The organism is Natranaerobius thermophilus JW/NM-WN-LF, from assembly GCF_000020005.1.
Lineage (GTDB): Bacteria > Bacillota > Natranaerobiia > Natranaerobiales > Natranaerobiaceae > Natranaerobius > Natranaerobius thermophilus.
This window is the reverse complement of record NC_010718.1, coordinates 2,647,373-2,661,730: the sequence shown is the minus strand read 5'-3', so window position 1 is coordinate 2,661,730 and position 14,358 is coordinate 2,647,373. Positions and strand designations below refer to the sequence as shown.

Sequence of the window (14,358 nt, the reverse complement as noted above, 5' to 3'; positions counted from 1 at the left end):
AAATTGGAGGTTTTAGATTTATAGGTGGAAAATAGGTTGCGGGGAAATAAGCTGATTTTAAGTAAGTCGCAGGAATAGTTAAAAAGTCGGAGGTTAAGTGAATTTCGCCTCCGACTTTTTTTACAATTATAATTTGAATTTTTAAATTTGAATTTAACGAATTTAAAGAAGCTAATTTGTCTATGAACTTTTTTGGTTTTTTGAACTACGGTATTTAAATATTCCTGCTATGAGAGCAAGTACAACTAAAACAACTCCTATGGTCAACTCGCGGGGTAACTGCTCGTTGGAATCTTCTCCAACTGCATGTTCAGCGCGGTGTCCTAACCCATCATCTGCAACGATAAATTCTGCTTCTTCAGGATAGCTAAATTTTCCATTCTCATCAACTTCACCCTCTTTAATTTTCTCATCGTTTTCATTATAAACAGTAACTTCTGCATTACTTGCTATGGTGTCATCATCGAATACCACCTGAATCTTGCCATCTTCTACAGGTTCAATTAGCATAAGATGTGCCATAATGGGTGCAGCAGGCAATAATAACAAAGCTAAGCAAAATACTATAACTTTAAATCCCTTATCTTGGATCATTATTTCTATCACCTCGCTATGTTTAATAGTTCCGGGTTCGAGTGTTCAACTAATTTTAATGCTGACCCTGTAACTAGTGCTTCGATAAAAATTAACGGTAAGTGCCCAACGACCAAGATATTAATTGTAGAAAAAGTTCCCTCAGTAAATTGGAAATTAGCCAGTAATAAGAGCAAAATTAAAATTATTACTGTAATTACCACAGCTAGTCCACCAACTAATGCGCCTTTAAATAAAGCACCACGGTTCACTATACCATAGTATATTTTATATGAAAGCAAAGCTGGAACTGCAAGCATAAACGTATTGGCCCCCAGGGTAGTTAAACCGCCATGTTGAAAGAGGACTGCTTGTAATAAAAGTCCGACAAATATGGCAAGAGGGGCCCTTTTCCCCAATATCACCCCTAGTAAACCAGCAAAAAGGGGGTGGATAGTTGAAGGTCCCACCGGTATACTGATTAAAGATACGGCGAAAAATCCTCCAGCCATTAAACTTATTTTTGGAACTTCTTCTTCTTCGATCCCTTTAACAGAGTATCCCACGGCAGCTGCAGTTGCGCCAAAAGTAGATACAACTACAGGAAGGCTGAGTACTCCATCGGCAATATGCACTTTAAAACCACCCCTTATAAATTAAGTTATTTTGCGACTTCTGCAGGAATCGGTACCGTTTCATGTTCAACTTCGCCATCATGCAATAATTGGAATATAACTTCGGTTTCACCCTCTTTTTCACCTATGATATGCACATGATCTCCGTGTTCATCTAAACTTACAATATCTTCATTGGCATCGTCGGCAAAATCAATGCCTAGTGCGTGATGCTCTCCATCAAGCTCGATTTCTTCTTCATTTTCGTCGATTATGTTGGCACCTAGTGAAATATTATCGTTTAAAGGAATTTCTGGCAGGCCTGAATGCCAGTGGTCATCATGGTGATAATCTACGACTTCATCTATGCTTCGGTCAATAATCTCGAAGGTCACACCGTTATCAGAATGTCCTGCTTCCTCTTCGGTTGGTTGGCTTTCACCACAGCCACTAAAAACCATCACTCCCAATAACAAAACTAAAATTAAAGTAAACCCTTTTTTAAACATTAAAAACCCTCCTTTAAATTGGTTATTTTTCATATCTACTCATTCATATCTACTCAACAGATCCATATCTTTTATAAGTTTCTTCATAAAAGATATTAGGTGATTAATCTCGAAGCTTCTTGAACTGTATGTGGATTGTATTTACTATGCTTAAATAATTCTGCCAACATTGGCAGGGGTAGGCCAGACTTTTCCATGAGCCTTTCTTCACGCAAAATATCTACTGGCCCTGATTTTAAAACTTGTCCTTCCTTCATAATAACCACTTCGTCAGCCCATGCATAAGTTAGGTCAACATCATGAGTGCTGTAAACCAATGTAGCCCCTTGTTCTTTTAAATCATCTAATATTTCCCTTAATTGAAGGGATATGCTGGGGTCTAATCCGGAAAAAGGTTCATCACAGACCAAAATTTGTGGTTTCATGGCTAAAATTCCAGCAATGGCTGCTCGTTTTTTCTGACCAAGACTCAAACTATATGGCGGTCTTTCAGAAAGATTTTCAATACCAACTTTTTCTATGGCCATTTCCACCCTTTTGTTTATTTCGTTTTGTTCTAGATTGAGATTGCGAGGGCCAAAAGCAATATCACCATAAACGGTAGTTGAGAAAAGTTGGTTATCTGGATTGTCAAATAGAAGTCCAACTGCTTGACGTATGTTATTGATATTTTCTTTATTAATAGTTTTGTCTAAAACTTTCAGCTCTCCATCCTGACTTTGAATTGTACCGTTGATATGATAAATGAGTGTTGTTTTCCCACTACCGTTAGCACCTAAAATGGCTGTTTTTTTCTGTTTTGTAATTTTAAGATTAATTCCTGTTAATGCAGGGGTTTGATCAGGGTAGGTATAGTTTAAATCGTTTATTTCGATAGCAAAGGCCATTAAAACACCACCTGTTCAATAATGATCAGAAAAATCATGAATAAAACTGGCAAAATTGTTTTAATTATATCCGTTTTTTTAATTGGCTCAGGTTTGCCAACAGGTATTTTACCTTGAAAACCCCTAGCAGCCATAGCCTGATGAACTATCTCTGAATGATGAATAGCTTTAATAAATATTCCTCCTGCTAACTCTCCTAAAGTTTTTAAAGTGTATTTATTTAAACGAGTTGTAAAAAGACGTGCCTTTAATGCAGTCATATTGATTTGAATTTCTTTGATAAATAAAAATCCATATCGATATGCCAAATAAATTACTGTTGTTATCACAGAAGGAACTTTAAGGTGTTCCATGGCTTCAAGCATTTCCTCAATTGGTTGATTGATAAAAACAAACAGTGTAAAAGTCATAGAAGTAAGGGCCCTTAAAGAAATCAAAGCTGCAAATTCTACTCGATCCATTGATAGTGGGAATCCAGCTCCAAAAATCAAGGGTATATTCATTAAAGCCAAAAATGGAATTAAAATAGATAGTTTTTTTATGAGTAGCCTTAGATTGAGACCTGAACAAAGGGCAAAGACTACTGAAAATAGTAAGGCAGCTGATAACAACGAAATATTGTCTAAACTGATAGTTCCGAAAACAAATATGACTCCTGCTACCAATTTTGTCCTTGGTTCCCAGGGATGATAGTTGTTTATGTTTTTCTGATTTTGGTTTGAAAAAGAACTCTTAGCACTGCACAAAGATGTTTCCCTCACTTTTTAAGGTTTTTGATTTACTATGGCCGTCACCTCCTGACTATAATTTTTCTTAATAATTAATAAGTGAATCTTTGTTAATGGTGACAGGGCCTGTTAACTACCGGACTAGGATTTTTGACAAAAAAATATCCGGCCTTCATAACCTAGAGCCGGAATAGTCCATAAAAAAACGCCGTGGTGAATACTACCGCGACATTTTATGCGCAGCCCAGCCCTTTCACCCGAAGGGAATGCAGCTAATATAACAGGTAGGTCTCCTGACTTACAGTCATCATCTTCCCCTCCTTCCCAGCGTTTCGCCAGTGGAATAATGGGGTCGACTCGTGCTCACAGTGACGGGATCGTACCGGATTTTCACCGGTTTCCCTTTTAAGCCTTTTTACAGGCACCTGTTATATTTCGGTATTCATTTTTTTATTACTGTAACTGTAATTTATCATTTAGATGTGTTATTTTGGTGTTATACTGGTGACAATCAGGTGACACTGAATTATTTATTATCGATTATCTTTTTAATGACTTATAGTATTCCGTCATATAGTCCGAAGGACCAATACCTAATTCCTTTTCAAGTACTGTTTTAATAAAATCAAAATGTGACAAGGCATCAGCGACTTGTCCTTCGGCTACCAGGGCCTCCATGTAGTGTACATGGATTTTTTCTGTTTCTATTAACAAATCAATAATAAAAGCTTTCTCGCATAGATTTTGAATTGCTCGATATTCTTCTGTTTCTTTTAATAATTCAACAAGATCAATTAAATTATTTGTGTATAACCTTCGATAATATTGGCGAATTGGAAAGACCCAACTTTTACAGGGATATTCAGATAAAAAAGTACCTCTATAAAGGGAAATTGCATTGTGATAATAAAACATAGCTGTTTCCCTTTCCTTGTGGTTATTTTCTTTAGCTTTAAATGATAAACTCTCAAATTCATCAATATCTACCCAAGAATCTTCTGATAAATAAAAAAGGTAGCACCCTTGTGAGGAGTCTATGAAGACATGATCCTTTAAGCTTTTATGTTGTTTTAATAATCTTCGTAATCTATATACAAGTGATTTAACTGCATCTTTTGGATCGATATACTCCTGATCTGGCCACAATTCTTCTACGATGTTGTTGGGATGGAGTCTCTTATTCCTATTAATTAACAAAAACTTAAACAATTCCCAGACTTTATTAGACCTTTTATGTTTGTCTGAAAAAGCTTCTTCATTTGTCTTCATTTCAAATTGCCCCAAGGTGTATATTTCTAGGGATTTTTTTTCTCCATTTTACAATTTAAAACATAACGCATAAAATTAACCCCCTTCTTCCGATTTCGTGACTTTTAAGAACAAAAAAGTTATGTCAACTAAAAATAAAAACTTCCTCACAAAGGAGGAAGTTAACTGTAAATATCAGATATTTGATTTAGAATATCAATTCAAAATATGCACAGTTCACCTCCCTATCTATCGTAGTTCAAAGGTAAACTAAATTAGGCATGTGTCCTGGCTTAGGTTCATAGATTATTTTTGCCTTCCCAGAGTTTGATTCTCCAGTGGCATTATAAGAAAATAATCTCCCCATTACAGTGGCGGGACCGCGCCGGATTTTCACCGAACTTCCAATTTAACCTTATTAATTTATTGATATTCTCTCCACTAGTTTGCAGAGGCGAAGTGTTTCTGATTATCTGTAATCATCATCTGTAAATTAATAAGGACCTAATTTTCTAATATTAAATTTTTTGCTTATGTGTACACTAAAAATTTTGTTAATTTATTGTTGGGTAAATTTTGGAATTTATTTCATGTAATTTAATTTCTATTAATGCTTTAAATATTCCTTCCTAATCTTGTAATATGCTTACAGTTCTATTGTTAACTCGCTAAGATGTAGCCAAAGCCACATAATTCTCTCACATTGAATGTTTTATAATACAACTATATAAGATGCCTGTCCGAAATTGAGTTGTGACCTAGATTGTCATTTTATGTCGACTTCAGTTATAATTTAAGTAGAAAACTCATGGATAGGGGAGTTAATATGAGATCTCTACGAAGTAAAATATTATTATACTTTGGATCATTTACAACTATTATTGTCTTATTATTAGTATTTGTAATTAAAAACCAAATAGCTAGCACTAATATACCACTGACAAAAGATCTGAATCAGCAGGTTGTTACAGCTAGGTCAGAACAGATAGGGGAATGGCTAGAGCAACGGATTTGTGAACTAAGAATTTTATCAGAAACAGAAACATTAATATCTAAGGATGATGATAAGAAGTGGGGAAAGAGATGTTAAGAGGTGAAGAAGGTATCCAAACTATTAAAACACCAGATGATGAAAAAAGGGTAGTGATTCATTCGCCTATTCCAAATACAGACGGCTGGTCCCTGGGAATAGATTTTTCTAAGTCTGAAATGACCAAAGATACTGATCAATTAATTTTAACAATAATAGTTTTTGGTGGGATTATTATAGCTGTTTTAATAATCATTTCTCTTGCTTTGTCTTCATCAATTGCCAATCCTATTATACATCTACAACAGTTGATGAAAAAAGCAGAGCAAGGTGATCTAGATGTGACCTTTAACTATAATAACAAAGATGAAATTGGACAATTAGGTGCTGGTTTTAATAATATGATCCAAAAAATAAAAACTCTTATTAATCTTTTAGATAAAGAGCATCACCAAAAACGCAAAAATGAGCTAAAGGTACTTCAGTCCCAGATAAAACCACATTTTCTATATAATACCTTAGATACTATCAGATGGTCTATCTTAGAAGATAATTCACAAGAAGCAGTTGAACTTTTAGAAGAGTTAGGTACATTCTATCGAATTGGTCTTAATTCAGGTGATGAATATATTACTATCGAAAAAGAATTAGATCATATAGAAAGTTACCTACGCCTACAAAAAGCTAGATATGAAGATATGCTAAATTATCAGGTGAAGTACGATGAAAATTTAACAGATAACAAGATTTTAAAACTTATTTTACAACCAATAGTAGAAAACGCTATTCTCCATGGTTTCAAAAATCAAGATTATTCTACATGTGAAATTATCCTCGAACTTATAAGAGAAAACAATGAGTTAGTAACAATTATTAAAAATAATGGGTCTAGACTATCTTTTGATGAATTAAAAAGGATAAATCATGCCTTGAAAACAAATGAAAAGCCAGGTGAAAATATAGGTTTTGGACTATATAGTACTAATATGCGAATTCAGTTAGCATATGGTACTAGCTATGGTTTAAATATAGATGTAGAAAATGGTTGGACAAAAGTTACTATTAGATTTCCTTTAGTGAAAGGAGAGGATTAATATGTGGAAAGCAGTTGTAGTTGATGATGAGCCTAAAATCCGTCGAGGGTTTGGAAGATGGATCCAAGAATATGGATATCCTTTTAAATTTGTAGGATCGGCAGCTAATAGTCAAGAAACCCTGGAACTTACAGATAATAAAGATCCTCACTTCTTCTTTTTAGATATTAGAATTGCTGAATCTAATGGGTTAGAATTGGCTAAATTAATTAAATCTAAAAACCCAAAAGCTATCTTAGTCATGGTAACAGGGTATGATTATTTTGAATATGCTCATGAAGCAATCAAGTTACAGGTATTTGATTACTTATTGAAACCTGTTCCGAAAACAGACTTCTTTAAAACATTAGAAAATATTGATAAAGCCCTACGCATTCAATATCCAGATTTAGAAATTAACAAAAATTACTATGAAAATAAAAACTATTCACTTTTAGTACAAAAGGTCATGGAACATATACATGACAATTATTACAAATCCGATTTATCTTTGGAAAAAATAGCAAAAAATTTTAATATTAATAAAAGCTACCTAAGTACACTTATGAAAGAAGAGCTGGGATATTCATTTAAAGAATACCTTACTAGAGTTCGAATAAAAAAAGCAAAGGAACTGTTAAAAGAAGATCTACCAGGAATAAAAATGTATGAAATAGTATTAAAAATTGGTTACCAAAGTCAACATTATTTCAGCCGCATTTTTAAAAAATATGAAGGGGTGTCACCTCTTGATTATAGGAACAAGTATATAAAATGATAAAGGAAGAGGTTGTCCCAAAAGTGTTTGAATCATTTAAGGGTTTATCCTCTAATTTTTTAAAGGCTTGACTCTATTATACAAGCTTAAAGAAAAGTCAAAAAACCTGAAATTTGTGCAAATACAAAAATCGTTTCTTAGCTTATAATTTGGTTGTGTTAAGAAATGTATAACAAGTTAAAAGGAGGGGGTTGTATATGTTTCAAAAGAGAAACTTATTATTAATTATGTTAACATTTGTTCTGCTGTTCACATTCTCCGTGGGATGCAATGGAGATAAGGAAGTAGGAGAGGAACCAGGAGAGGAAGAGTTGGCACTAGAAGAAGGTACATATGAGGGAAGTTCATATGGACACAATGCAGAAATTGAAGTAGAGGTTACAATTGAAGATGAAGATATCTCTGATATCGAAGTTTTATCTCATGAAGAATCTGAGATATTAACAGATCCAGTATTTGAAGAAATTATCCCAGCCATTGTGGAAAACAACAATACTAATGTAGACTCCATTTCAGGCGCAACTGTCACAAGTTTAGCACTAGTTAGTGCAGTTGAAGATGCATTAAAAGAGGCAGGTGCTGAAGAATACTTTGAAGGGGAAATGGTTGAAGTTGATAGTGCTTCTGAAATCGCTGATTCTACCTATGATGTAGTAGTAGTTGGTGGTGGAGGTGCTGGTCTAGTATCAGCAATTGAAGCAAAGTCACAAGGTGCAGATGTTGTGTTATTAGAAAAGATGCCTTATTTAGGTGGTAACACCCTAGTATCTGGAGGAGAGTTTAATGCTCCAAACACTTGGGTTCAGGAAAACCCAGATATTGATGACAGTGTAGATCAATTTGTTGAAGATACCCTTGAAGGCGGAGATTATGAAGCAGATGAAGATCTTGTGCAAACACTAGCAGAAAATGTAACTGAAGATGCGGAGTGGATGAAAGACTATGTAGGTGTAGAATTTGTCGATGACTATCTTATGCATTTTGGAGGACATGAAGTGCCCAGGGCACTTTATCCAATTGGTGGCTCCGGACTAGAACTGATTAGTAGTTTAGAGGAACGAGCTTTGGATGATGAGATTCCAATTAAATTTAATACTGAAGCAAAAGAATTACTTACGGATGAAGATGGTAGAGTTGTAGGTGTAAAAGTGGAAGATCATGAAGGAGAAATAGCAAATATTGAGGCAGAAGATGGGGTTATTATGGCAACCGGTGGATTTGGTGCAAATATTGATATGACTCAAAAGTATAATCCAGACATTGACGATAGATATAATACTACTAATGTTCCAGGAGCAACTGGTGAAGGAATTCTAATGGCAAAAGAAATAGGTGCTGACTTAGTAGATATGGAGTTTATTCAAACTTATCCCACTTGTAATACGCAAACGGGTCACTTGTCATATGTTGCAGATACTAGATTTGATGGTGCTATTTTAGTTAACCAGGAAGGCGAAAGATTTGTCGAAGAGTTAGATCGTCGTGATGTGATTTCTGAAGCTATTTTAGATCAAACTGGGTCTGTAGCTTATCTAATGTGGGACAACCATATAAAAGAAAATAGTAATATGGATAATTACATGACAGAATTTGAAAACCTGAAGGAAACTGATCAGATAATTAAAGCTGACTCTATTGAAGAGGCAGCAGAATTTTTTGAGATTGATGTTGATGAACTTAAAAATACGGTGGAACAATACAATGAATATGTAAAACAAGGTGAAGATGAAGACTTCAATCGTCGTGGTGATCTATTAGAATTAAAAGAAGGACCTTACTATATCCAAGAAGTGGCACCTGCTATTCACCATACCATGGGTGGAATTAAGATAAACGAAGAAGCTCAAGTTATTGATACAGAGGGTGAAATAATTGAAGGGCTTTATGCTGCAGGTGAAATCACTGGTGGAATTCATGGTAACAATCGCTTAGGTGGTAACGCTATAGCAGATTTAATAGTTTTTGGTAGAATTGCGGGAGATAACGTTTCTAAATAAATATTCAAGTTAAAAGACTGCACCCCGAAAGTGTGATAGGATACTTTTGGGGTGCAGTTTTTGTTGTTCTAAAAAGTAACAGTTTGATGGCAAATGCGAATATAATAGACAGGCGATCGGCCTGCCTATTATCATTGCCTTTACAAATAACCTCACTTAGTAAATTTAGAACGTAATGGAATTTGCTTTCTATTTTTGTGAGGCGGTGTCTGTCATGGATCTAATTTTTGAGGACTTTAAAATAAATAAGCTAATATAGGCATAGAGTGGTACACTAATTAACTGACTGATAGCATTACCGAGAACTGTGTACAACAGTGGCAGACCAAATAAGATGTATGAAAAATAGGGTACTAAAATAACAGTTGTAATGGCTTGTCCAATTCCTATTCCTAGTAATAAGTGTAAAAAGCTTGGTATCTCTCTCTTTCCATTAGTAAGCTTTAGGACCAAACAAGGAATAATTCCCGTTAATGCAGCCGTTAAGGTGAAATGCGGCATATAAGGGCCCATAGGTACTAATAGAAATCCTACCAAATCACTGACAATACCAACTACACCTCCAGCTAGCGGACCGAGTAAAATTCCAGCAAGAATAATGGGTAGTCCACCTAAACCAATTTTTACCCCAGCTATTCCGCCAAAAGAGATCGTAAAACCCGAAGTTACCAATCCTAAAACTACATTAACAGCTGCTAATAACCCCATGATCGCCAGGGCATGTGGGTTTTTAAAAAAGTTTTTCAAAAATAAAACCTCCTTCTCTGATTTGACGTGGTAGTTCTACCACATCAAAGGAAGGAAGTTTGTTAATCTTAACTTTCTTTCCTTATTGATGTGATAGCGAACGCGATGTCCCAACGCAGCTCTTAATAGCTTTCGTCCAAGGGCAACGTCCCATCCCTTGGCACTTAACGCGAGACACCTACTCTACCACTTTTTTCCATTATAACATATTCAAAAATACATTCAAGAGCAAATTAAAAAAATGATTTTTGTCTAAAAAGAGTCGCAAGACCTATTTACATTAATAAAAAAGTCCTAAATAATTATAAATAAGCTTAAAAAGAATTCTAGGATTATATACAAGGACTATAATTTAAAATTGTATTATAAACTTATTTAAGAAAAGGAGGGAACTGTATTTTTAAAAAAGCTAGAAAAGATTTCTGTGTCTGTAATCCCCGTGGATTTACTTTGATTGAATTGATAGCTGTAATTGCTATTATTGGGATTCTTGTTGTTTTGGTTGCGCCAAATGTGATGAGTTATATTAATGAAGCTGAAGAAATGGCTTGTGACGCGGCAAAAAAACAGGTGAGTGATGCCTTGCAAACGGCTATTGCCACAGGAGAAATTGCGGAAGATGACTTAGAGGCAGAAAATAGTAAACAAATTGCATCGAAAATTGAAAAATACATAGATGGCAATCCAGCTGACTCATGTGATGATTATGACGACTTATCAGATATGCTGGATGCTTTGTTGACAGAACCAGATAATGGTAAAGAAAATGGTAATGATAACAACGAAGAAGAAAATGGGGGAAATGATGACGATAATGATGAAAATGGGGGAGACAATGACGATGATAGTCCACCGTGGTGGCCTTCCTTCTTACCATGGCCCTTTTAATTGGTTTCAGCTTAAAAGTAGTTGGCTTATTGTTCGTAAAAGTACGATAGTTCTTATAACTTAACAGAACTGCTCATATAAAAAGGAGGGAATTAAATGATTTTTATAAAGAAATTACATAATAAAGTTTCAAGGCTGTTTAAAGACAAAAATGGTTTTACTTTAATTGAGTTAATAGCAGTCATTGGAATAATTGGAATTTTAATAGCCTTGGTGGCACCAAATGTCATGAGTTATATAGGTGAAGCCGAAAAAGAGGCCTGCCGAGCTGAAAAGCAGCAATTGGAAAACGCTATTAAAACTGCTATCTATTTAGAAGATAAAGGAGAAATTGACGAATTCGATGATTTTTCTAAATATATAGATGTAGATGATGAAGATGATTTGAGACTTCCTGACTGTGATGAAGTTGACTGGGATTTAGATGATGTCAATGATGTAGAAGTAACTTGGGAACCAGGAAATAACGATTGATAATTCAATGAACAAGATTAATATAAAAGCTCATACTTGGAGACAAATTAAAACCAGCCGGGAAGTTCACTTTAAATGCTTACTTTTCCTGGCTGGTTTTTAGTTAATATAATCAAATAATCACAGATATTTATTCAGAATCAGAATTGTATTGGGATAGCTTTCCCGGTGTTCTCAATGCCCTGGTAGAATTAAATACTGCCAAAAGTGCTACACCTACATCTGCAAAAATTGCACCCCACATGGTCGCCATTCCCAAAGCTCCCAGGGATACAAAAGCTGCTTTTACTCCCAAGGCGAAGACGATATTTTGTAATACAATTCGTCGGGTTTTTCGGGCGACATCTAAACTCAAAGGAATTTTGTCTAGATTATCATCCATTAGGACTATATCTGCAGCTTCAATGGCAGCATCCGTTCCCAGCGCACCCATGGCTATACCAACATCGGCCCTGGTGATTACGGGAGCATCGTTGATGCCATCACCCACATATAATATTTTCTCATCTCCAGTCTTATTGGCGATTAGTTCATCCATTATCTCAATTTTTTCTTCTGGTAGTAAACCTGCATAATATTTATCTATATTCAGTTGTTTGGCTACACGCTTGGCAGTTTGTTCTTCATCTCCCGAGAGCATGACTGTGTGTGAAACGCCTTTGGCTTTTAGTTTGGCTACAATCTCTGCCGCATCGGCTTTTATTTCATCATCAAGAATCAGGTAACCAACGTATTTGTCGTCTACAGCCACATGAACGATAGTTTCACCATTGTCTTTTTCATCTGTTAAGTCCATGTTGATACTTTCCTTTGTCAGCAATTTTTCGCTGCCGGCTAAAATCACACTACCATCTGACAATGTTGTTTTTACACCGAAACCTTTGTCTTCTCGCTGTTTTAAAACTTTAGCTTTGAGTTCTTCCCTAGAAAAGTTAAACTTATGCTTTGCTTCGTGTAATATGGATCTGGCGATGGGATGATTTGAGTAAATTTCTGCTGTAGAGGCATAGTTCAATAATTCTTGGTCTGAAAATCCGTTTTTGGGATTAATTTTGACAACTTGAAAAGTCCCCTCAGTTAGTGTACCTGTTTTGTCAAAGACTACTGTATCGGCATCAATCAAGGCATCTAGAAAGTTGGCACCTTTTACTAATATTCCTCCTCTCGATGCTCCTCCTATACCTCCAAAATAGCCGAGAGGTATGGATAGTACCAAAGCACAGGGACAAGATATCACCAGAAGTATCAATGCCCGGTATATCCACTCACTAAATTCTGCTCCCGGAATCAATAGCGGTGGTATAGTGGCCAACACTGCAGCTCCTCCTACAACTACAGGCGTATACCAAGCCGCAAAGGTAGTGATGAACTTTTCTGTAGGAGCTTTTCGTTCGGCTGCTTTTTCTACCAAATCAAAAATCTTGGCGACAGATGAGTTATTAAATTCTTTAGTGACTTGTACCCTAAGCAAGTTATTTTCATTGATAGTTCCAGCCATTACTTGTTCACCGGGGCCTACACTTTCTGGAACGGATTCACCTGTTAGGGCACTGGCATTAATGTATGACTCACCAGATAAAACTTTTCCATCTAAGGGGATGCGTTCTCCTGGATAGATTTCAATTACATCGCCAGGTGTCACCTGTTCCGGAGAGACCTGTTCGGTACCCTTTTCAGTTATAAGGTTGGCAAACTCAGGCCTTAGATCTAATAGGGAAGAAATCGAGCGGCGTGATTTATTAACGGCCAGGTCTTGGAATAGCTCACCTACTGCATAAAACAACATAACGGCTACCGCTTCTGGTAATTCTTGAATCAAAATAGCACCAAGGGTAGCAATGGTCATAAGGAACTTTTCGTTAAATATATCTCTGCGAACTAAATTTTTAACAGCAGAAATAACAACGTGACCGCCGACCAGGAAATAGGCGATTAAAAATACAGAATAGTCTGCTATCGCCCATGGAGTGTTTTGCAGCTCTTCCCTAAAGATAAATCCAAATATTAGTAATCCTAGTGATATGATTATCTTTAAATATTCTTGTTTTAAATTGGAACTGTGATCATCTTCATAGTTATTATGGGGTTGTTCCTTGTTATTTTCCTTGGGAATTAGTTTCACTCCAGGTTCAATATCATCGACTATTTTTTGAGCTTCCTCGTATAATTCGGGGTCCAATTCGACAGTATTATTGTTAAGATTAATATTTATCTCTTGATTCGGATTTGGATTTAAGTTATTTAATTTCCGTTCTATTTTAGCTGCACAGCTGGGACAGTCCAGTCCTCGCAAATAATATTTCATGATTTCCCCTCCCTTGACAGAAACACAACAAGTTTAAGAAAGTAAAACAAGTACAAGCGTATCTGCAGTTATTGAATCCGAATCCTGTAATGTCGGTTATTGATGCTTGATGTGTTCTAGTGTTTTTTCAAAGAGTTGCTCTACATGGTGATCATCCAATTGATAATAAACATTCTTGCCTTCTCGCCTTTGTTTAACTAATCGGGCGCTTTTTAATAATCTCAATTGATGAGAAACTGCCGATACTTTCATATCCAGGGTGACTGCGATATCACATACACACAGTTCTTTATGAGCCAGGGCATGTAAAATTTTTACCCGGGTAGGATCTGCCAGTATTTTAAAGGTTTCAGCCATTTTATCAATATCCTGTTCATTCAACATATGTTTTTGAACATGCTCCACTGCTTCACTATCAAAACAGAACTCTTGACATGTATCTTTTTTGGTCACTGATAACCCTCCAATTATTTTTGATGTTAACATTTGCACAACTGTTCAACTGTT

General features: G+C 35.6%; 15 protein-coding genes and 3 riboswitches. Of the genes, 6 read left to right on the top strand and 9 right to left on the bottom strand.

What is annotated here, in order from left to right:
- Positions 1-180 precede the first annotated feature (180 nt).
- The 6 genes from NTHER_RS12535 to NTHER_RS12510 form a co-directional block, all read right to left on the bottom strand.
- Positions 181-540 (bottom strand): hypothetical protein, encoded by a 360-nt coding sequence (locus tag NTHER_RS12535; RefSeq protein WP_158438279.1) that lies wholly within the window; start codon positions 538-540, stop codon positions 181-183.
- Between the two features lie 62 nt (positions 541-602).
- Complete coding sequence (locus NTHER_RS12530; protein WP_012448881.1) at positions 603-1,208, bottom strand: CbiM family transporter; 606 nt, start codon at positions 1,206-1,208, stop codon at positions 603-605.
- Between the two features lie 26 nt (positions 1,209-1,234).
- Entirely contained in the window at positions 1,235-1,696 is a 462-nt protein-coding gene (locus tag NTHER_RS12525; RefSeq protein ID WP_012448880.1) for a hypothetical protein, read from the bottom strand.
- Positions 1,697-1,791: 95 nt separating this feature from the next.
- Complete coding sequence (locus NTHER_RS12520) at positions 1,792-2,583, bottom strand: energy-coupling factor ABC transporter ATP-binding protein (RefSeq protein ID WP_012448879.1); 792 nt, start codon at positions 2,581-2,583, stop codon at positions 1,792-1,794.
- A complete protein-coding gene (gene cbiQ, locus NTHER_RS12515; RefSeq protein ID WP_041367168.1) occupies positions 2,583-3,344 on the bottom strand; it encodes a cobalt ECF transporter T component CbiQ in 762 nt (253 codons plus the stop codon). Before cbiQ ends, NTHER_RS12520 begins: the two co-directional genes overlap by 1 nt.
- 233 nt (positions 3,345-3,577) lie before the next feature.
- Positions 3,578-3,755, bottom strand: a riboswitch (cobalamin riboswitch).
- Positions 3,756-3,851: 96 nt separating this feature from the next.
- Positions 3,852-4,580: an AfsR/SARP family transcriptional regulator gene (locus NTHER_RS12510; protein ID WP_012448877.1), complete on the bottom strand. Its 729-nt coding sequence runs from the start codon at positions 4,578-4,580 to the stop codon at positions 3,852-3,854.
- Between the two features lie 240 nt (positions 4,581-4,820).
- Positions 4,821-4,992, bottom strand: a riboswitch (cobalamin riboswitch).
- Between the two features lie 393 nt (positions 4,993-5,385).
- Here NTHER_RS12510 and NTHER_RS12505 point away from each other — a divergent pair.
- From NTHER_RS12505 to NTHER_RS12490, 4 genes are all read left to right on the top strand, one after another.
- Positions 5,386-5,649: a hypothetical protein gene (locus NTHER_RS12505; protein WP_041367166.1), complete on the top strand. Its 264-nt coding sequence runs from the start codon at positions 5,386-5,388 to the stop codon at positions 5,647-5,649.
- Positions 5,631-6,683: a sensor histidine kinase gene (locus NTHER_RS12500; protein WP_158438277.1), complete on the top strand. Its 1,053-nt coding sequence runs from the start codon at positions 5,631-5,633 to the stop codon at positions 6,681-6,683. The genes NTHER_RS12505 and NTHER_RS12500 overlap by 19 nt, the downstream gene beginning before the upstream one ends.
- A 1-nt stretch (position 6,684) precedes the next feature.
- Positions 6,685-7,440, top strand: coding sequence for a response regulator transcription factor (locus tag NTHER_RS12495; RefSeq protein ID WP_012448876.1), 756 nt, complete (start codon positions 6,685-6,687; stop codon positions 7,438-7,440).
- Positions 7,441-7,637: 197 nt separating this feature from the next.
- Positions 7,638-9,437 (top strand): flavocytochrome c, encoded by a 1,800-nt coding sequence (locus NTHER_RS12490; protein ID WP_012448875.1) that lies wholly within the window; start codon positions 7,638-7,640, stop codon positions 9,435-9,437.
- Positions 9,438-9,626: 189 nt separating this feature from the next.
- Here the strand turns inward: NTHER_RS12490 and NTHER_RS12485 are convergent, their stop codons facing one another.
- Positions 9,627-10,184, bottom strand: coding sequence for a folate family ECF transporter S component (locus tag NTHER_RS12485; protein WP_012448874.1), 558 nt, complete (start codon positions 10,182-10,184; stop codon positions 9,627-9,629).
- Positions 10,185-10,276: 92 nt separating this feature from the next.
- Positions 10,277-10,372: riboswitch (THF riboswitch) on the bottom strand.
- A gap of 262 nt (positions 10,373-10,634) precedes the next feature.
- On the opposite strand from NTHER_RS12485, the gene NTHER_RS15405 reads away from it, so the two are divergent.
- Entirely contained in the window at positions 10,635-11,072 is a 438-nt protein-coding gene (locus NTHER_RS15405) for a type II secretion system protein (RefSeq protein ID WP_012448873.1), read from the top strand.
- A 96-nt stretch (positions 11,073-11,168) separates the two neighbouring features.
- Positions 11,169-11,546: a prepilin-type N-terminal cleavage/methylation domain-containing protein gene (locus NTHER_RS15400; protein ID WP_012448872.1), complete on the top strand. Its 378-nt coding sequence runs from the start codon at positions 11,169-11,171 to the stop codon at positions 11,544-11,546.
- A 130-nt stretch (positions 11,547-11,676) separates the two neighbouring features.
- Here the strand turns inward: NTHER_RS15400 and NTHER_RS12470 are convergent, their stop codons facing one another.
- Together NTHER_RS12470 and NTHER_RS12465 are read right to left on the bottom strand one after the other, a co-directional pair.
- On the bottom strand, positions 11,677-13,851 hold the full coding sequence (locus NTHER_RS12470; RefSeq protein WP_012448871.1) for a heavy metal translocating P-type ATPase: 2,175 nt from the start codon (positions 13,849-13,851) through the stop codon (positions 11,677-11,679).
- A 96-nt stretch (positions 13,852-13,947) separates the two neighbouring features.
- The gene (locus NTHER_RS12465) at positions 13,948-14,304 is read right to left on the bottom strand and encodes an ArsR/SmtB family transcription factor (RefSeq protein WP_012448870.1); all 357 of its coding nucleotides are present in this window, start codon (positions 14,302-14,304) and stop codon (positions 13,948-13,950) included.
- Between the last annotated feature and the right edge of the window lie 54 nt (positions 14,305-14,358).

Coding starts and splice junctions, on each gene's coding strand:
- NTHER_RS12510 (WP_012448877.1), bottom strand. CDS start 4,580: ATGAAGACAAATGAAGAAGCTTTTTCAGACAAACATAAAAGGTCTAAT.
- NTHER_RS12490 (WP_012448875.1), top strand. CDS start 7,638: ATGTTTCAAAAGAGAAACTTATTATTAATTATGTTAACATTTGTTCTG.
- NTHER_RS12525 (WP_012448880.1), bottom strand. CDS start 1,696: ATGTTTAAAAAAGGGTTTACTTTAATTTTAGTTTTGTTATTGGGAGTG.
- NTHER_RS12470 (WP_012448871.1), bottom strand. CDS start 13,851: ATGAAATATTATTTGCGAGGACTGGACTGTCCCAGCTGTGCAGCTAAA.
- NTHER_RS12495 (WP_012448876.1), top strand. CDS start 6,685: ATGTGGAAAGCAGTTGTAGTTGATGATGAGCCTAAAATCCGTCGAGGG.
- NTHER_RS12505 (WP_041367166.1), top strand. CDS start 5,386: ATGAGATCTCTACGAAGTAAAATATTATTATACTTTGGATCATTTACA.
- NTHER_RS12520 (WP_012448879.1), bottom strand. CDS start 2,583: ATGGCCTTTGCTATCGAAATAAACGATTTAAACTATACCTACCCTGAT.
- NTHER_RS15400 (WP_012448872.1), top strand. CDS start 11,169: ATGATTTTTATAAAGAAATTACATAATAAAGTTTCAAGGCTGTTTAAA.